The sequence below is a fragment of the Spongiactinospora sp. TRM90649 genome, from assembly GCF_029382225.1.
Lineage (GTDB): Bacteria > Actinomycetota > Actinomycetes > Streptosporangiales > Streptosporangiaceae > Spongiactinospora.
Genome location: NZ_JARLTC010000019.1, coordinates 93,742 through 112,586, shown reverse-complemented (window position 1 = coordinate 112,586; position 18,845 = coordinate 93,742). Strand labels below are relative to the sequence as shown.

Genomic DNA, 18,845 nt, shown 5'->3' with positions numbered 1-18,845 from the left:
CGAATGGAAAGGAGGCAGATCATGCGACGAATCAGGATCTCTCGACCGCGCGCTCGGCGGCGCCCCGCTACCACGAACGGGCTTGACCTGCGCTCGCCGTCCGGCCGCAGGCTCCCCTACTGACGCGCGGATCCCGGCTTTACCGCCGCCTTACGGGGTGATCTGTAGTTATCTTCTGGTAACACAGGTAACGGAAACATCACGATCGGGGGCTCGATGAGGAAGCTCGTGGCGGTGCCGCCACGTGTCGCACGACACAAGGTTCGCGACATCCGCTCGGCGCGCAGCCGTCCGGGTGGCGCCGCCACCGATTCCACGGTCGTGGACCTCAGGGCGTGGGCGGGACGCAACGTCATTCGCTTCCCGTGCCCGAAGGGACCCGCCCCTGCCGCCTGACGCCTTTCCCTGTTCAGGACAACTGTCGGCGAATTGGTGAAAAGTCAGGTGATTTCATAAAAGGGGCACTAAGGCGTATTAAAAGCGCCAAGATGCACCCGATGAATGATCTCGATACGCTTGACAGGAAGATCCTGGTCGCCCTGCACCTGAACGGCAGGGCGAGCTGGACTGACATAGCACAGGCCATCGGCACCTCCACCACGACCGTCGCGCGGCGCGCCCAGCAGCTCATCCAGGACGGCGTGGTCGTCGTCTCGGCGATCCCGCACGTCGAGCACCGCGGCCCGGTGGACGCGTACCTGGTACGGCTCGCCTGCTCCCCCGGCACCCAATTACGGGTGGCCGACCGCCTCGCGCGACTCCCGGAGATCAGGTCCGTCACGGTGGTGACCGGAGGGCACGACATCGTCTTCGAGCTGGTCGCGCCCAGGAACCGCGACCTGTTCTCGCTCCTCGTGGACGAAGTGCAGCGCATCCCCGGCGCGCTCAGCAGCCAGGCGGACCTCGTGCTGCACACCTACCAGGTCTCCCAGGAGTGGAGCCTGCGCGGGATCGACCTCGCCCTCGGGGCGCTCGCCCCGCGACCGGTCGAGCACGGTTGCGGCCCGCAGCACCTCGACGAGGTGGACCACGAGATCCTCACCGTGATGCGCGCCGACGGCCGGGCCAGCTTCCAGTCCGTCGCAAAGCACCTCGGGGTCAGCGAGAGCACGGTCCGGCGGCGCTTCGAGGTGATGACGGAACGCGGCTGCGCGGCGATCGTCACCTACGTGCCCGCGGCGGCGCTCGGCTACGGGACCGAGGTGCTGTTCTGGATGGCGGCCGAACCGGGCAGGCTGGATGCCGTGGCCAAGGCGCTGGCCGCGCACCCGGAGGTACGCCGTATCTCGGCCGTGCTCGGCCAGGCGTCGCTGGCCGTCGAGGTGATCATGCGGGACACCTCGGACCTGCACCGCTTCACCGGCCACGCCCTGGCTGAGATCCCCGGCGTCCGGACCTGGACGGCGAACGTGCAGCTCGTCACCGTCAAACGCGATTTCCTGCGGGTGCCCGCCGCCCGTACCCACCTGACCGCGTTCCCGGTGCTCCCGGCGGCCCGGGAGCCCGGCTGACCCCAGGACGCGGCGGGGGATCCGGAGAAACGCCCGGATCCCGCCGCCGAGCCGCGGTCAGCTGCAGCCGCTGGTGGAGCCGCAGCCCTCGCAGACGTAGCAGCTACCGGCGGGACGCATCTTGATGCCGCAGGTCATGCACAGCGGAGCGTCGGCGGTGCGGCCCTGGTGGCTCTCCAGGGCGAGGCCCTGCGAGGACGGCTTGGGCGCCTCCTCCTGACGCGGCGCGGGCTCTATCGGCGCCGACTGGGCCAGCGCCTCGGCGTCCATGACCTCCTCGTGCACCGCCGCGGGGTCTTCGCCGCGCTGCTGCGCCGCGCGCTCGGACGCCGAGAAGATGCCCAGCGCGGCCCGCTCCTCGTAGGGCAGGTGGTCGAGGGCCAGCCTGCGGAAGATGTAGTCCATCACCGAGGCAGCCATGCGAACGTCGGGGTCGTCCGTCATGCCCGCCGGGTCGAAGCGCATATTGACGAACTTGCTGACGTAGGTCTCCAGCGGCACGCCGTACTGGAGGCCTATGGAGATCGCCACCGAGAAGGCGTCCATGACGCCCGCCAGGGTCGAGCCCTGCTTGGACATCTTCAGGAAGACCTCGCCCAGCCCGTCGTCCGGGTAGGAGGAGGCGGTCATGTAGCCCTTGGCCCCACCGACGGAGAACCGGGTGGTGGTGCTCGGCCGCTGGCTCGGCATCCGCCGCCGAGTCGGCCGGGTGACCTCGACCACCTGGACGGCCGGCGCCTCTGCCGCCTTCTCGGCCGGCTTCTCCTCGCCGCCCTTCTTGGCCACCGACAGCGGCTGGCCGACCTTGCAGTTGTCGCGGTAGACGGCCAGCGCCTTCAGCCCCAGCCTCCACCCCTCCAGGTACACCTGCTCGATGTCCTCGACGGTGGCGGACTCCGGCAGGTTGACCGTCTTGGAGATCGCCCCGCTCAGGTACGGCTGGGTGGCCGCCATCATCCGCACGTGGCCCATCGGCGCGATCGCGCGCTCGCCCATCGCGCAGTCGAAGACCTCGTAGTGCTCGTGCCGCAGGCCGGGGGCGTCGACCACGTGCCCGTGCTCGGAGATGTACTCGACGATCGCCTCGATCTGCTCCCCCTGGTAGCCGAGGCGTGCCAGGGCGCGCGGGACGGTCTGGTTGACGATCCGCATCGACCCGCCGCCGACCAGCTTCTTCAGCTTGACCAGGGCGAGGTCGGGCTCGATGCCGGTGGTGTCGCAGTCCATCATCAGGCCGATCGTCCCCGTGGGGGCGAGCAGCGACGCCTGGGCGTTGCGGTAGCCGTTCTTCTCACCGACCCGCAGGCACTCCGCCCACTGGCGGGTGGCCTCGCGGTGGATCCGCTCGTCCATGCCGCCCAGCGTGGACAGCTCGTCGTTGGCGGCGGCGTGCTTGCGCATGACCTGCTTGTGCGGCTCGGCGTTGCGCGCGTAGCCGTCGTACGGCCCGACCACCCCGGCCAGCTCGGCGCTGCGGCGGTAGGAGACGCCCGTCATCAGGCTGGTGATCGCCCCGGCGATGGCTCGCCCGCCCTCGGAGTCGTAGGCGTGGCCGGTCGCCATCAGCAGCGCGCCCAGGTTGGCGTAGCCGATGCCGAGCTGGCGGTAGGCCCGCGTGGTCTCGGCGATCTTCTCTGTCGGGAAGTCGGCGAAGGTGATGGAGATGTCCATCGCGGTGATGATCAGCTCGGTCAGCTTGACGAACCGCTGCACGTCGAAGGTTCCGTCGTCGCCGAGGAACTTCAGCAGGTTGATGCTCGCCAGGTTGCAGGAGGAGTTGTCCAGGTGGACGTACTCCGAGCAGGGGTTGCTCGCGGTGATCCGCCCAGTCTCCGGGGTGGTGTGCCAGGCGTTGATCGTGTCGTCGTACTGCACGCCGGGGTCGGCGCACTCCCAGGCGGCGCGGGCCATCTTGCGGAACAACTCGCGGGCGTCCACCTTCTCGATGACCTCGCCGGACAGCCGGGCGCGCAGGCCGAACCGGCCGCCGCCCTCGACCGTGCGCATGAACTCGTCGGAGACCCGGACGGAGTTGTTGGCGTTCTGGTACTGCACCGAGACGATGTCCTGGCCGCCGAGGTCCATGTCGAACCCGGCGTCGCGGAGCGCGCGGATCTTGTCCTCCTCGCGCGCCTTGGTCTCGATGAACTCCTCGATGTCGGGGTGGTCCACGTCGAGGACGACCATCTTCGCCGCCCGGCGGGTCGCCCCGCCCGACTTGATGGTGCCCGCCGAGGCGTCGGCGCCGCGCATGAACGACACCGGGCCGCTGGCCGTGCCGCCGCTGGACAGCAGCTCCTTGCTGGAGCGGATGCGGGACAGGTTGACCCCGGAGCCGGAGCCGCCCTTGAAGATCACACCCTCTTCCTTGTACCACTCCAGGATCGACTCCATCTGGTCGTCGACCGCCAGGATGAAACACGCCGACACCTGCTGCGGGCTGGCCGTGCCCACGTTGAACCAGACCGGGGAGTTGAACGCGAAGAGCTGGTGGATCAGGGCGTACTTCAGCTCGTGGTCGAAGATCTCGGCGTCTTCCTCGGAGGCGAAGTAGCCGTGCTCCAGGCCCGTGCGGGTGTAGACGCCCGCGACCCGGTCGACGAGTTGCTTCAGGCTCCACTCGCGCTGCGGGGTGCCCACCGCGCCGCGGAAGTACTTGGTGGTGACGATGTTGGCGGCGTTGACCGACCAGGAGTCGGGGAACTCGACGCCCCGCTGCTCGAAGTTGACCGAACCGTCGCGCCAGTTGGTCATGACGACGTCGCGGAGCTCCCAGGTCACCTCGTCGTACGGGTGCACCCCCGGGGTGGTGTGGACGCGCTTGACCTTCAACCCCCTGCGGCTCCGCCTGCCCCCGCGCGCCGCCGCGCCGCTCACCGTCTCCGTCATGACTTCCCCCTTCTGGACTCACCCGGAGCCCTCGTACCGATCCACTTGGTCGCGCCGCAACCTGCCGTCCCCGGCGCCGGGGTTCAATCCGCCCGCGTAGCTCGTCACGGGTGACGCGTCACGGCCGGCGCGTCTACGGGTCTCGACCGGCCGACTCAGCCGGAGTCGGCCCGCGCGGCCGGAACGGCCTCGTCACCCGGCGCGCGCTCGGCGCGCAACCGGCCGATCTCCGCCTCGAAGTCGGCGAGGGTCTCGAACCCCCGGTAGACCGAGGCGAACCGGAGATACGCCACCTCGTCGAGGTCGCGCAGCGGCCCGAGGATCGCCAGGCCGACCTCGTTGGACGGCATCTCGGCCACGCCCGTGGCCCTGATGCTCTCCTCGACGCGCTGCCCGAGCTGGGCCAGCGAGTCCTCGCTCACCGATCTGCCCTGGCACGCCCGCCGCACTCCGGCGATCACCTTGTCGCGTGAGAACGGCTCGGTCACGCCGCTGCGCTTGCTCACCATGAGCAGCACCGTCTCCTGCGTGGTGAACCGCTTGCCGCACTCCGAGCAGGTGCGGCGTCGTCTGATGGCCGCGCCGTCCTCGGTCGAGCGGCTGTCGATCACCCGCGTGTCAGGGTGTCTGCAGAACGGACAGTGCACGCGCGCCTCCTCGACCGCCCACTCGAAGCCCACCCGGCGTCGCGCCGTCACCGCACGTTACGGCCCCCTCGTCAAGGGACGCTCGCGCACGCCCCACGGCCTGCCATGGTGCGGTAACAGGAACACAACCTATGGTGAACTACATCGGTGTAACTACTAGATGTTGTGGTCCCAACCTAGAAGTGCGCGACGATGAACGCAAGTCGAACCCCCGGTCACTCCCGAAATCGCTGCTCAGCACCCTGTAGTCACAACGCTCCGGGCGTGTCGCTCCTTCCCCGCCAGGGCGGTCGCGGGAGCGGTCCCACCGGGCCGCCGCCGCTCAGCGCGCGGTATGTAAGCCGGGCAGGTAGAGCCGGGCACCGGGCCGGATCCGCGTGTCGGGCAGGCCGTTCAGGTTCATGATCTTCCGGACCATGGGCCCGGTGTCGGGCTGCGGGCTCAGCGCGTCGGCGATCTCCTCCAGCGTGTCGCCCTCACCCACCGTGATGTACGGCACCCCGGCCGCACCGGGCACCCGCCACGCCGAGACGGCCCCGGCGGCACGAGTCCCGAGCCAGAACACCCCCAGCGCCACCACCGCCACGACCACCACCAGCACGGCCCTCCCCCGCCGCGTCAACCGCACCGCCCCGCCGTCCTCCGAACCACCCCCACGCCGCCCCCGCGAAGCGAGGCCAGAGGAAGCCCGCGGCGACCGACCGGAGGCCGACGGCATGGCGCCACCACGAAGGCGGCCACGCCTCGACCGCCGAGCGGCAACACGAGGCCCGGAAGGTGCACCCGGCGAGTCCCGCGGCTCGACCCTGCCATCAACAGACGAGCCCGTAGCCCCCGCACGGCCGCCGAAGGCGGTGCGGACCCGGCTCCGCGAGGTGGCCCGGGCGGCAGATGGGGCCAGGGTTCGGGGTTCCACGCGGATGGCCGAGGAGGGTGGGGGACGGCGGCGCGCGGGGGGCCGGGGGGCCTCCGCGCGGCGCCGGGCGGCGGAACGGCGGGCCGCCGCTTTACGCAGCGCGTCTCGTCGTTCCGCCGCTTTGCGCAGCGCCTCTCGCCGTGCCGCGGCCGAAAGGGGAACCTCGGCCCGCCCGGTGGTGCTCGTCGTTGTGGTCGTCGCCCGCATGATGACCTCCCGCCCCACGGGCCGGCCGCGAAAACGGCCGGATTAAGATCGCCAAATCGAACACGGTGTCGATCGAACTCCCGTACGATGTTGTACACCACAGGACCGACAATTTCGAGGAGCAAGTCGAACAATTGTTTGATGATGATCTTCGATGAAGATACGGTTGCTGTGTGCGACATGAAGACCACGTTCCGGAAGGAAGCCACGTGAGCTCGGCAGGCCGGGCCACCAGGCGAGGAGGCAATTCATGAGTGGGCGTGACGAGGAGGCGGTGAGCGACCTCGCGGTGCGCAGGCGCGACTCGCTGGGCCTCACCCCCAGACAGCGCAAGATCCTGGAAGTGATCAGAGATTCGGTGCAGCAGCGGGGTTATCCGCCCTCCATGCGCGAGATCGGCGAAGCGGTGCAGCTCACGAGCACGTCGAGCGTGTCCCACCAGCTCACCGCCCTCCAGCGCAAGGGTTACCTCCGCCGCGACCCGCACCGGCCGCGCGCTCTGGAGGTGCGCCTGCCGGGCGAGCCGGTCCTGTGGGTCGATCCCGACGCCGCCACCGAGGAGACCTCCGTCAGCCGTCCCACCGCCGCCTACGTGCCGCTGGTGGGCCGCATCGCCGCCGGTGGGCCGATCCTGGCCGAGGAGAGCGTCGAAGACGTCTTCGCCCTCCCCAAGCAGCTCGTCGGCGAGGGCACCCTCTTCCTCCTCCAGGTGACCGGCGACTCGATGATCGAGGCCGCCATCGCCGACGGCGACTGGGTGGTCGTGCGCCAGCAGCCGGTGGCCGACAACGGCGACATCGTCGCGGCCATGATCGAGGGCGAGGCCACGGTCAAGACCTTCAAGCGCAAGGACGGCCACGTGTGGCTGGTCCCGCACAACCCGAACTACGAGCCCATCCCCGGCGACGAGGCCAGTGTCCTCGGCAAGGTCGTCGCGGTTCTCCGCAAGCTCTGACCCCCCGCTGAACCGACCGCCACGCCCCTCCGGCCGTGGCGGTCAACGGCGGTTCCCGATCACCACGGTGGCGCTCAGCTCCTCCGAGCGCGCCGCCCACGCGTGCAGCCCGGCGGCGTTCATCGCCTCCAGCGCCGCCTCCGCCTGCCGCTCCCCTGTCTCGATCAGCAGATGCCCTCCGGGGGCCAGCCACGCGGGCGCCTCCCCAGCCACCCTCCGCATGACGTCGAGCCCGTCGAGGCCGCCGTCGAGTGCGATTCTCGGCTCGTGGACCCGGGCCTCCGGCGGCAGCAGCTCGACCTCCTCCGTCGGCACGTACGGCACGTTGGCGAGCAGCACCTGCACCGTGCCGCGCAGCCGTCCCGGCAGTGGATCGTACAGATCACCCTGGTAGACCCGCCCGCGCACCGCCGCGCAGTTGCGCCTGGCGCAGGCGACGGCGGCGGGGTCGAGGTCCGCGGCGTGCAGCTCGGCTCCGCCGAGGGCCTGGGCCACCGCCACTCCCATCGCGCCGGTGCCGCAGCACAGGTCCACCACGACGGGCCCGCGCCGGGCCAGCGAGACGGCCCGGCCCACCAGGAACTCGGTACGCCGCCGCGGCACGAAGACGCCGGGGTCCACCGCGATCCGCAGCCCGCAGAACTCGGCCCAGCCGACGACCTGCTCAAGCGGCAGCCCGGCGACCCGGCGGTCCACCATCGCGCACAGCTCGGCCTCGGTCCGCGCGGCGGAGACCAGCAGCCGCGCCTCGTCCTCGGCGAACACACAACCCGCGGCCCGGAGCTTGGCGACGATCGCCGATCGAGGGCACGTAGCGGGGGAAGTCATCACAAGAGCGCCTTTCGTCACATCAACGGGCGCTCTTCCGGCCGCCTAGGACCGGCGGGCCGAACGGCCGCGCGAGGTGAGCACCCGGCCTGATCCAGCGGTAATGGGTCTCACCTCCTCGGCACGTCTCCGGAGACGACAACACTACCGGAGCCCGGCTCAGCCCGGCAAAAGCATTAATACACCTGCATACACTCGCCGATCACCCACCATGAAAGCGATCACCGACTGCGTCGCCGCCCATCCGGTCACCGATCACTTTTATCCGGATGAATACGATGTGTCGGTGACAGAGGACTTCGGACTCGATGATCTGACACTGGACACGGTTGGCCCCCGCCTAGGGCTCAAGTGGACCGAGGCCGGCGATGGCGTGATTCCCGCGTGGGTCGCGGACATGGACTTCCCCACCGCCCCCGCGATCGCCGAGGCGATCATCGCTCGCGCCGGGGATCTCGGTTACCCCCGCTGGCTGACCGATCCGGCGGCCGGGCCGCTGGCGGAGGTCTTCGCCGAGCGGATGGCCACGCGGTACGGCTGGCGGGCCGATCCCGCCCACGTGCACGCGTTCACCGACGTCAACCAGGCGCTGCAGGTGCTGCTACACCTGACCACCCGGCCCGGCGAGGCCGTCGCCGCGCATGTCCCGGCCTACAGCCCGTTCATCTCGACGTTCACGTCGATGGACCGGCCGCTGCTCGCCGTCCCGATGGTGCCGGACGGCGAGTCGTGGGCGTTCGACGTGCGGCGGCTCGCCGCCGATCTCTCCGCCGCCCCGCACTGCCGGACGCTCCTGCTGGTCAACCCGCACAATCCCACCGGACGCGCGTTCACGGAGGCCGAGCTGACCGCGCTCGCGGAGCTCGCCGAACGGCATGACCTGCTGGTGCTGGCCGACGAGATCCACGCGGACCTGACGTACGCGCCCGCCCGGCACATCCCGTTCGCGACGCTCCTGCCGGATAGGACGGTCACGTTCACCTCCGCGACCAAGGCGTTCAACCTGGGCGGGGTGCGCTGCGCGGTCGCGCACGTCGGCCCGCCCGCCGTCCGCGCGACGCTCGCGGCGCAGCCCGCCCACCTGTACGGCTCGCCGAACCTGCTCGGCGTGGAGGCGACGCTGGCCGCCTGGCGGCACGGCGACCCCTGGCTCTCGCGGGTGCTGGCCATCCTGGACCGCAACCGGCGGATGGTCGCCGAACGCCTCCCTGACACCGTCGGCTACCGCGTGCCGGACGCCACCTACCTGGGCTGGCTGGACTTCCGCGGCCTCTCGCTACCGGAGGATCCGGCGGAGTTCCTGCGCCGGGAGGCGCGGGTGCTGCTCAGCTCGGGACCGTCGTTCGGCCCCGGCGGCGACGGATTCGCCAGGCTCAACTTCGCCACCTCCGGCCCCATCATGGCCGAGGCGCTGTCGCGCGTGTCCTCCGCGCTGGCCCGGCTCTAGGCTGGCCTCATGGCGGAGGTACTGGCCGGGCACGGCTGCTCGTGGATCTTCGAGGCGGGCGCGGTGCGCGTCAGGTTCCACCGTGGGCTGCAGGTCCCCAAGCTCCTGCACGCGCTGGGTGAGCGGCGCGTCCCTTACGAGGCGCTCGCCGACGTCTCGCTGACCCCCGGCAAACGGGGCACACTGGTGATGCGGGCGGTGCCCAGGCAGGGCGCCGACGCGCTGCTGATCGCCGCCGCCGGGCAGCTCAAGGAGGCCCTCGACCCGTATCGGCTGGTGCTGCCGGTCGAACGGGAGAAGGAGGCCGAGGAGTACGCCGACCTGATGCGCTCCTCGATGGACGGCCGGGGGCCGGTGGCCCGCTGCCTGGTGGCCGCGCCGTCCGTGCCCCGGGCGTTCAAAGGCTGGGACGGCCAGGCCGCCTTCGACGGCGAGGCCGTGCGGCTGCAGTGGTTCTGGTCGAGCGCCGCGAAGGCCAAGCAGCAGGCCGGCGACCAGCGTCTCACCCTCTCGGAGATCGAGGGCGTGGAGTGGCGCTCACCCGACGTCTCCGCCGGTTGCCTGCGGTTCCGGGTGCGGGGGCGCGAGGCTCCGCGCGATCCGGAGCAGGACCCGGCGTCGGTGGTGTTCCGGCTCGGCTACGGCGCGACCGCGGAGTCGCTGCCGCTGGCCGCGGCGGTGGTCCACGCGCTACGGGAAGCCCCGGCTCCCGTCCTCGAACCAGAGCCGGATGAGCGCGAGCCGGATGCGCGTGAGCCGGATGAGCACAAGGCCGCCGTCGCCGCGCCGGAGGGCGGCGACATTCCCGGGCTCATCCGCAAGCTGGGCGACCTGCGCGACGCCGGGCTGCTCACCGAGGAGGAGTTCCAGGCCAAGAAGGTGGAACTCCTCTCACGGCTGTGAGCGGCGCGCGTCAGGGAACGATGTTGACCAGCTTGGGCGCGCGCACGATCACCCGGCGCGGCGGGCCGGACAGGTGCGCGGTGACCTTCTCCGAGGCCAGGGCAAGCGCCTCCAGCTCGGCGTCGGAGATCTCCGGCGAGACCTCCAGCCGGTCGCGGACCTTGCCCGCCACCTGCACTACGCAGGTCACCGAGTCCAGCACCAGCAGCTCGGGCTCGGCATGCGGCCACCCGGCCCTGACCACCGAGGCGCTGCGGCCCAGCCGCTCCCAGCCCTCCTCTGCGACGTAGGGCGCGACCAGGGACAGCATGACGGCCAGCGCCTCCGCGCCCTCGCGCACGGCCGGATCGGCCGCGCCGGGCCCCGCGTCGATGGCCCGCCGGATGGCCGTGGTCAGCTCCATCATCCGGGCCACCGCGACGTTGAACCGGTAGGAGTCGACGAGCTTGGTGACCTCGTCGATGGTGCGGTGGGTGACCTTGCGCAGGTCGAGGTCGCCGCCGGCGTAGGACACGCCGGGCTCGCTGCGCACCTCGCTCATCACCCGCAGCGCGCGGGCCAGGAACTTCTGCGAGGCGGCGGGCGAGACGTCGGCCCAGTCGATGTCCTCCTCGGGCGGCCCGGCGAACACCATGGTCAGCCGCACCGCGTCGACGCCGAAGTCGTCGATCTGGGCGCCGAGATCGACTCCGTTGCCCAGCGACTTGGACATCGACTTGCCGCGGTTGATGACCTGGCCCTGGTTGAGCATCCGCTCGAACGGCTCGGCGAAGTCGAGCATGCCCATGTCGTGCAGCACCTTGACGAAGAACCGGGAGTACAGCAGGTGCAGCACGGCGTGCTCGATGCCGCCGACGTACTGGTCGATCGGCCCCCACCGGCGCACCCGCTCGACGTCGAACGGCCCGTCCTCGTAGTCCGGCGAGCAGTAGCGCAGGAAGTACCAGGAGGAGTCGACGAAGGTGTCCATGGTGTCGGTGTCGCGCTTGGCGGCGCCGCCGCACTTGGGGCACTCGACGTTGACCCAGTCGGTGGCGCCGGCCAGCGGGGAGACCCCCTTGGGGGCCAGCGCCTCGCCGCGCAGGTCGGGCAGCGTGACGGGGAGCTGGTCGTCGGGGACGGGCACCTCGCCGCAGTCGGCGCAGTGGATGATCGGGATCGGGGTGCCCCAGAACCGCTGCCTGGACAGCAGCCAGTCGCGCAGCCGGAAGTTGACCGCCGCCCTGCCCATGCCCTGACCGGCCAGGACCTCGATGATCTTCCGGATGGCCTCGGTCTTGGCCAGGCCGTCCAGCGGCCCGGAGTTGACCAGGGTGCCCTCGCCCGCGGTGGCCTCGCCGGTCTCGCCCGGGTCGGCCAGGCCGGTGTGGACGACCACCTGGACCGGCAGGCCGAACTTCAGCGCGAAGTCGAGGTCGCGCTGGTCGTGGGCGGGCACGGCCATGACCGCGCCGTGGCCGTAGTCGGAGAGCACGTAGTCGGCCGTCCAGACCGGGATGCGCTCGCCGTTGACCGGGTTGATCGCGTGGACGCCCAGGAAGACGCCGGTCTTCTCCTTCTCGGTGGACAGCCGGTCGATGTCGCTCAGCTTGGCGACCTCGGCGCGGTACGCCTCGAACGCCTCCCGCCGGTCGGGGGCGACGATCTCGTCGGCCAGCGCCGCGTCGGGGGCCACCACGAAGAAGGTCGCGCCGTACAGGGTGTCGGGGCGGGTGGTGTAGACGGTGACCGGCTCCTCGCGCCCCTCGACGCGGAAGAGCACGTCGGCGCCCTCGGAGCGGCCGATCCAGTTGCGCTGCATGGTCAGCAGGCGGTCGGACCACTTGCCCTCCAGCGTGGCCATGTCGTCCAGCAGCCGGTCGGCGTAGTCAGTGATCTTGAAGTACCACTGGGTCAGCTCGCGGCGCACGACCTCGGCGCCGCAGCGCTCACAGCGGCCGTCCACGACCTGCTCGTTGGCCAGCACGGTCTGGTCCTGCGGGCACCAGTTGACCAGGCCGCCCTTGCGGTAGGCCAGGCCGCGCTCGAAGAACCGGTTGAACAGCCACTGGTTCCACCGGTAGTAGGCCGGGTCGCTGGTGTGCAGACGGCGCGACCAGTCGAAGCTGATGCCGTAGCGGCGGAAGGAGTTGGCCTGGGTCTCGATGTTGGCGTAGGTCCACTCCGCCGGGTGCGCGTTGCGGCGGATCGCGGCGTTCTCGGCGGGCAGGCCGAAGGAGTCCCAGCCGATAGGGTGCAGCACGTTGTAGCCGCGCTGGAACCAGTACCTGGCGATGACGTCGCCGAGGGCGAAGACCTCGCCGTGGCCCATGTGGAGGTCGCCGGAGGGGTAGGGGAACATGTCGAGCATGTAGCGCCGCTCGCGGGTGTCGGCGGGGTCCTCGCTCGCCCGGAAGGGGTCAAGCTCCTCCCACCGCCGCTGCCACTTGGCCTGCAGCGCCTTCGGATCATAATGCTCGGTCACGGTTCGGTCCCTCGGTCGTGAAGCTGCTGAGGCGACTCCTGGCGTCGCGCCGGGCCTTTGGGAGGCCACATAAAGAAACCCCTCGCGAACGCAAGGGGACGGCCGCACCGGTGGGGGCTGGCGGTCAGCCCGACCGGCGCGGCCCGCGAAGGAGCAGGGCCGCGTAACACATACGCCAAGGGTAGCGCAGAGTACAGGCACCCGCTGCGGGGTCGCGGGACCCGGCATAACAGAAGCGACATGTGAGACCTGATGGTGATAGATCCGTTGTGACCTCTTCTGTCCCATTAGTTTACGCTTGTCCGCGTGGCGAACTCAGGCGAACATGGGCCGCCGGACCCCACCACGATCGGCCTGCCCCTTCAGGATCCCCCTACCGATCCGAAGGGATTCTCCCATTTTCCTGCGGTACCCCCTGATTCGCATGAGATCATGCCCAGCACCGCAAGTCCGGGCACGATCGCGAGAGGTACGGCACCCATGGCCCCGGATCAGTCCAGCCCATCCCATCTGCCGCCGGCCTGGCCGGAGCCGTCGTCTCAGGGCGAGCCCGGTCCGGGCGCGCAGGAGCACGGCCGCCGGGGCCGCCGCCACGCGGCCTCCCCGCCTTCCCAGGCGTGGGACGAAGACCCGCTGGGGCCGCCGCACACGGCGCCCGCCGTACCGCCGCCCGCGACCACCGACGTGAACTACGAGCGGACCATGGCGGTGCCGATGCGCCCCCGCGCGGAGCCGGGGCCGCAGGGACCGCCCGGGCATCAAGGACCTCCGGTGCCGCCGGGCCCGCCGCCCGGCCCCGGTGGCCCGCCGCCGCGTCCCCGTGGCGACACGCCCGGGGGTTCGCTGAGCCGCGACCCGGCCGACCCCAACCGCCCCTTCGTCACCGCAGGGCAGATCAGCGGTCCGAAGACCCCTCCGCCCGAGCGGCAGCAGGAGCTTTGGAACACCGTCTTCGGCGACAATTACCAGGCGATGGGGGAGGACGACGAGGACAACGAGCGTTCCGGGCGGCCGGTGTGGATCTTCGCGCTGGTCGGCACGGTCGTCGTGGCCCTGGTCGCGCTGCTGCTGTGGGCGTTCCTGGCCGGACCGCTGGCCGCCGAGACCCCCCAGGGCACGCCGAACTCCCAGGCGTCGGTGGCCCCCAAGCGGCCGACCGCGCCCAAGAAGACGCTGCCCCGCCTGCCCAGGTACAAGGGTGCCGCCTCGCAGCCCGCCGGCACCGTCACCGACCAGGCCGGCGCGATCACGCTGCCCAGGCTCGGCCGTCCGTGGCGGCTGGACGCCCGCCCCGGGGTGCTCGCCGAGTTCGGCTACGCCACCAGGCAGTTCGTGCCCGCGGGCCGCGACGCCACGGGCCGGGCGCTGTTCGCCCAGGTGCTGTCCGGGCCGCTGCCCAAGCGGCTGGCGGGCAAGTACAGCTCGCCGGAGAACCTCACCCCCGTGGTCAGCGCGGTGGCCTTCCAGGCGCGGAGCAAGTACTTCGCCGAGGGCAACACGATCGCCAAGACCGTTCACCAGTCGAAGTCGATCGGCGGCATGCCCGCCGAGCTGATCGCCTACGAGATCACCTCGGCGCAGACCAAGACGACCATGGTGGTCGCGGCGGTGAGCACCGGCGGCGACCTGCCGACCGTGGTCTTCATGATGGTCCCGGAGAGCAAGAAGCGGCTGATGCCCGACATCAACACGGTCTTCGGCAACGTCCGCCTGATCAACGCCTCGTAATACCCGCCCGGCGCCGGACGGCTTCGGGCTAGAACCGCGCCTCCATGCGCTTGATGCCGTTGATGAAGCTGGACAGCAGCGGCTCCGGCTCACCCGCCTCCAGGTGGGGCACCCTGCGCAGCAGTTCGCGGAACATCACGCCGATCTCGCGGCGGGCCAGGTGCGCGCCCAGGCAGAAGTGCGGTCCCGGGCCGCCGAAGCCGACGTGCGGGTTGGGGTCGCGGGCGATGTCGAACCGGCCGGGGTCGTCGAACACGGCCTCGTCGCGGTTCGCCGACCAGTAGTACATCACCACCTTCTCACCGGCGCGGTAGAGGGTGCCGTTCATCTCGTGGTCGCGGGTGACCTTGCGGCGCATGAAGATGACCGGCGAGGCCAGGCGCACGATCTCCTCCACGGCGGCGGGGGCGCGGCCCTCGATGTCGGCGAGCCAGCGGGCGCGCTCGCCCGGGTTCTCGGTGAGCAGGCGCATGCCCCGGGAGACGGCGTTGCGGGTGGTCTCGTTCCCGGCGACGACCAGCAGGATGAAGAACGAGCCGAGCTCCTGGAGGGTCAGCGCCTCGCCGTCGATGTTGGCGTTGACGAGCGACGAGGTCAGATCGCCGCCCGGGTTCCTGGCACGGTGGGCGGCGAGGTCCTGGACCAGCCGCTGCAGTTCCATTCCCGACGTGAGCAGCCGCTCGGCCATGCCGTCGATGTCGCCGAACTCGGGGTCGAAGCCGCCGAGGATCACGTTGGAGTGCTCGAAGACGAAGGCGTACTCGCTCTCGGGGATGCCCATCATGTCGCAGATGATCTTCAGGGGCAGACGGGCCGCGACCTGCGCCACGAAGTCGCCGCCGGGACCCGCCGCGAGCAGGTCGTCCACGATCGAGGTGGCCGCGGCCTCGACGTCGGCCTCGAACTGCTTGATCATCTTCGGCGTGAACGACCGCGACACGATGCGCCGCAGCCGGGCATGGCGTGGATCGTCCATGTTGATCATTGAGCCGAAGTACTCGGTGAACTCGCTGGGCATGTCGGGGATGTTCGTCGCGCCGCCGTCGGCGGAGCTGAACACCTCGGGGTCACGGCTGGCCGCGAGCACGTCGGCGTGGCGCACCAGCGCGTGGTAGCCCGGCCCCTTGGGCGCCATGGCGAAATCCGGCTCCTGGTAGAAGACGGGCTCCGGCAGGCCGCGCAGCAGCCGGAAGGCGTGCTCGCGCTCGGCCATCGGCCGGCCCCAGAAGGCGGTGTCCGACAGGTCGAAGTCGGCGGCGGTCAAGATCGGCGCAGGCTCGGCGGAAGGGATCGCGCTCATAGGCCCATGCTGCGCACGGCCGCCGCCGCGCGTCAACGGACACGGCGTGTGGTGCGCGCATTGCTACTGGAAGTCGTATCGCATGCGCTTGATGCCGTTGATGAAGCTTGACCGCAGCCGGTCGGGCTCGCCGACCGACCTGATCCCGGGCACCCGGGTGAGCAGCTCGTGCAACATCACGGTGATCTCGCGGCGGGCCAGGTGCGCGCCCAGGCAGAAGTGCGGTCCCGGGCCGCCGAAGCCGACGTGCGGGTTTGGGTCGCGGGTGACGTCGAACCGGTACGGCTCGGCGAACACCGCCTCGTCGCGGTTCGCCGACCAGTAGAAGAGCAGGACCTTGTCGCCCTCGCGCAGCCGCGTGCCGTCCATCTCGTGGTCGCGGGTGAGGGTACGGCGCATCCAGCCCACCGGCGAGGCCACCCGCACGATCTCCTCGACCGCGCCGGGCAGGCGGCCCGCGAGGTCGGCCAGCACCAGCTCCCGCTGGTCGGGGTGCCGGGTGAACAGGTCAAGCGCGTGCGAGATCGCGTTGCGGGTGGTCTCGCTGCCCGCCGCCACCAGCAGGATGAAGAAGGAGCCGAGCTCCTGCGGGGTGAGCGCCTCGCCGTCGATGTTCGCGCTGGTCAACGACTGGATCAGCCCCTGGGGCGAGGAGTCGGCGAGCGTGGCGACGAGATCTTGGAGCCGCTTGGCGGTGCCGAGCAGCAGCGCGCCCGCCTGCTCGGGGTCGGTGATGAACTCCGGGTCGCCCCCGGAGAGCAGGATGTTGGACGCCTCGAACACCGTCTGGTGGTGCTCTTCCGGAATGCCCATCAGGTCACAGATGATCTTCAGGGGTAGACGGGCCGCCACCTGCGCCACGAAGTCGCCGCCGGGACCCGCCGCGAGCAGGTCGTCCACGATCGATGTGGCCGCGGCCTCGACGTCGGCCTCGAACTGCTTGATCATCTTCGGCGTGAACGACCGCGACACGATGCGCCGCAGCCGGGCGTGCCGCGGATCGTCCATGTTGATCATCGAGCCGAAGTACTCAAGAAACGTCACGGGCATCTCGTGGATGCTGGTCGTGCCCTGGGCGGAGCTGAAGATCTCCGGGTTGCGGCTCGCCTCGACGACCTGGGCGTGCCGTACCAGGGCGTAGAAGCCCGGCCCCTCGGGGGCGAAGCTCACCACCGGCTCGGCGAACCGCATCGGCCCCGGCTCGGCGCGCAGCGCGGCGAAAGCCGCCTCGCGCTCCGCCATCGGACGCGCCCAGAAGGCCACGTCGGAGAGGTCGATGTCCTCGGCCCGGACAGGTAACGCTGACGGCACAGACACTGGCCCTCCATGATCGGCGGTCGGCTTCAATCCTGCCACTCCCCCGCGCCGGTGATGAGATCCGCCGCGCGCTCGCCGATCATCACGGCCGGCGCGTGGGTGTGCCCCCGGTTGATCAACGGCATGATCGACACGTCGGCCACGCGCAGCCCGGCCACCCCGCGCACCCGCAGCTCGGGGTCCACGACGGAGGCGTCGTCGGCGCCCATCCGGCAGGTGCCGACCGGGTGGTACAGGGTCTCCGCCCGCTCCCGCACCCACCGGGCCAGCTCCGCCGGTGTCCGCGCGCCCCAGTACGGGGTCATGGGCGGGCCGACGTAGGGCCGCAGCGCCGAGCTGTCCACCACTTCGAGGGCGCGGCCCAGCCCGGCCACCAGCCGCCGCAGGTCGGCCTCGGCCGTCAGGTAGCACGGGTCGATCAGCACGTCGCGTCCGCTGAGGGAGATCCGGCCCCGGCTCTCCGGCCGCAGCAGGATCACGCCCACGGTCATGCCGTGGCCGGGCGGGTCGGTCAGCCCGTGGTCGGCGAACGGCGCGGGCGCGAAGACCAGCTCGATGTCCGGGGCGGGCTCGTCGGCCGAGGTGCGGACGAACGCCACGGCCTCGCCGACGTTGGAGGTGAGCATGCCGGTACGGCGGAACAGGAAGCGGGCCAGGTTGGCCAGCGACTCCGCGCTCGCCAGGGTGATCTCCCTGGTGCAGCCCACGATGACGCCCGAGGACAGGTGGTCCTGCAGGTTGCGGCCGACCTCCGGCAGGTCGGTCACCGGCTCGATCCCGTTGGCGCGCAGGTCGGCCGCGTCGCCCACGCCGGACAGCATCAGCAGGTGGGGCGACCCGATCGCGCCCGCCGAGAGGATTACCTCGCGGCGCGCGGCGAGCACGTCGCCGTCCAAGCACTCCACGCCGATCGCCCTGCCGTCGGCGATGAGCACCCGCCCGGCCTGGACGCCGGTCAGCACCGTGAGGTTGGCCCTGCGCCTGGCGGGGCGCAGGTAGGCGTCGGCGGCGCTCCACCGCCTGCCCCGGTACTGCGTCACCGGGGTCTGGGAGCAGCCGTCCTGCTCGGGGCCGTTCAGCTCGGGCAGCCGGGCCAGCCCGATCTCCTCGCAGGCGCGCAGGAAGAGGCCGGTCAGCGGGTTGGGGCTGCGCAGCTCGGAGATGTGCAGGGGGCCGGACGTGCCGTACACGCCGCCGGCGTTGGAGCCGATGCGGTGCTCGGCCCGCTGGAAGTACGGCAGGACGTCGTCGTAGGCCCAGCCGGGCACCTCCCAGCCGTCGTAGTCGGCGCGGACTCCGCGCGCCCAGATCTGGGCGTTGAGACCTGAGGAGCCGCCGAGCATGCGGCCGCGCGGCCAGTAGAGCCGCCGGCCGTTCAGTTCGGGCTGCTTCTCGGTGGTGAAATCCCAGTCATATGGGGTTTTGAACAGTTTCTTGAAACCCGCGGGGATCCGGATCTCCAGTTTGTCGTCCGGCCCGCCCGCCTCGACGAGCGCCACGGACACCTCGGGATCGGCGGACAGGCGGTTGGCCAGTACGCACCCCGCCGAACCGGCACCGACGATCACGTAGTCGTATTCGGTGGACATCGCCACGCCTCTTCCGTTGTGGTCACGTGGAAACAGCACCGCCGGAGGGGCGACCTGACACCTGCTTACTCTGGACCGGCCGTCCGCGTCCACGGAAACGGGAGATCACCACAATGGGAGGGCCGCTGATTTGTAACGTTGGTT

At 70.8% G+C, this 18,845-nt stretch carries 13 protein-coding genes; 5 read left to right on the top strand and 8 right to left on the bottom strand.

Annotated features, from left to right (window positions below):
* Positions 1 to 497: 497 nt before the first annotated feature.
* Entirely contained in the window at positions 498 to 1,511 is a 1,014-nt protein-coding gene (locus tag P3X83_RS22345) for an Lrp/AsnC family transcriptional regulator (RefSeq protein WP_277307110.1), read from the top strand.
* Positions 1,512 to 1,568: 57 nt separating this feature from the next.
* Here the strand turns inward: P3X83_RS22345 and P3X83_RS22340 are convergent, their stop codons facing one another.
* The 3 genes from P3X83_RS22340 to P3X83_RS22330 all read right to left on the bottom strand — a co-directional run bounded on the left by P3X83_RS22340 (position 1,569) and on the right by P3X83_RS22330 (position 5,675).
* The gene (locus P3X83_RS22340) at positions 1,569 to 4,400 is read right to left on the bottom strand and encodes a vitamin B12-dependent ribonucleotide reductase (RefSeq protein WP_277307109.1); all 2,832 of its coding nucleotides are present in this window, start codon (positions 4,398 to 4,400) and stop codon (positions 1,569 to 1,571) included.
* Between the two features lie 155 nt (positions 4,401 to 4,555).
* Positions 4,556 to 5,047, bottom strand: coding sequence for a transcriptional regulator NrdR (gene nrdR, locus P3X83_RS22335; RefSeq protein ID WP_277307197.1), 492 nt, complete (start codon positions 5,045 to 5,047; stop codon positions 4,556 to 4,558).
* A gap of 322 nt (positions 5,048 to 5,369) precedes the next feature.
* Positions 5,370 to 5,675: a LysM peptidoglycan-binding domain-containing protein gene (locus tag P3X83_RS22330; protein ID WP_277307108.1), complete on the bottom strand. Its 306-nt coding sequence runs from the start codon at positions 5,673 to 5,675 to the stop codon at positions 5,370 to 5,372.
* A gap of 745 nt (positions 5,676 to 6,420) precedes the next feature.
* Between P3X83_RS22330 and lexA the strand changes: the two genes are divergently transcribed.
* The gene (lexA, locus tag P3X83_RS22325) at positions 6,421 to 7,125 is read left to right on the top strand and encodes a transcriptional repressor LexA (protein ID WP_277307107.1); all 705 of its coding nucleotides are present in this window, start codon (positions 6,421 to 6,423) and stop codon (positions 7,123 to 7,125) included.
* A gap of 42 nt (positions 7,126 to 7,167) precedes the next feature.
* On the opposite strand, the gene P3X83_RS22320 is transcribed toward lexA, so the two are convergent.
* Positions 7,168 to 7,953: a putative protein N(5)-glutamine methyltransferase gene (locus tag P3X83_RS22320; protein WP_277307106.1), complete on the bottom strand. Its 786-nt coding sequence runs from the start codon at positions 7,951 to 7,953 to the stop codon at positions 7,168 to 7,170.
* 286 nt (positions 7,954 to 8,239) lie between these two features.
* On the opposite strand from P3X83_RS22320, the gene P3X83_RS22315 reads away from it, so the two are divergent.
* Together P3X83_RS22315 and P3X83_RS22310 are read left to right on the top strand one after the other, a co-directional pair.
* Positions 8,240 to 9,400 (top strand): aminotransferase class I/II-fold pyridoxal phosphate-dependent enzyme, encoded by a 1,161-nt coding sequence (locus P3X83_RS22315; RefSeq protein ID WP_277307105.1) that lies wholly within the window; start codon positions 8,240 to 8,242, stop codon positions 9,398 to 9,400.
* A gap of 9 nt (positions 9,401 to 9,409) precedes the next feature.
* Complete coding sequence (locus tag P3X83_RS22310) at positions 9,410 to 10,303, top strand: DUF4429 domain-containing protein (RefSeq protein ID WP_277307104.1); 894 nt, start codon at positions 9,410 to 9,412, stop codon at positions 10,301 to 10,303.
* A gap of 10 nt (positions 10,304 to 10,313) precedes the next feature.
* Here P3X83_RS22310 and leuS read toward each other — a convergent pair whose 3' ends face one another.
* The gene (gene leuS, locus P3X83_RS22305; RefSeq protein ID WP_277307103.1) at positions 10,314 to 12,767 is read right to left on the bottom strand and encodes a leucine--tRNA ligase; all 2,454 of its coding nucleotides are present in this window, start codon (positions 12,765 to 12,767) and stop codon (positions 10,314 to 10,316) included.
* A gap of 480 nt (positions 12,768 to 13,247) precedes the next feature.
* On the opposite strand from leuS, the gene P3X83_RS22300 reads away from it, so the two are divergent.
* On the top strand, positions 13,248 to 14,495 hold the full coding sequence (locus tag P3X83_RS22300; protein ID WP_277307102.1) for a hypothetical protein: 1,248 nt from the start codon (positions 13,248 to 13,250) through the stop codon (positions 14,493 to 14,495).
* A gap of 28 nt (positions 14,496 to 14,523) precedes the next feature.
* Here the strand turns inward: P3X83_RS22300 and P3X83_RS22295 are convergent, their stop codons facing one another.
* The 3 genes from P3X83_RS22295 to P3X83_RS22285 form a co-directional block, all read right to left on the bottom strand.
* Complete coding sequence (locus P3X83_RS22295; RefSeq protein ID WP_277307101.1) at positions 14,524 to 15,795, bottom strand: cytochrome P450; 1,272 nt, start codon at positions 15,793 to 15,795, stop codon at positions 14,524 to 14,526.
* A gap of 63 nt (positions 15,796 to 15,858) precedes the next feature.
* Positions 15,859 to 17,037, bottom strand: a complete 1,179-nt coding sequence (locus tag P3X83_RS22290; protein ID WP_277307196.1) for a cytochrome P450 — start codon at positions 17,035 to 17,037, stop codon at positions 15,859 to 15,861.
* Between the two features lie 101 nt (positions 17,038 to 17,138).
* Entirely contained in the window at positions 17,139 to 18,701 is a 1,563-nt protein-coding gene (locus P3X83_RS22285) for a GMC family oxidoreductase N-terminal domain-containing protein (protein ID WP_277307100.1), read from the bottom strand.
* Positions 18,702 to 18,845: the final 144 nt, after the last annotated feature.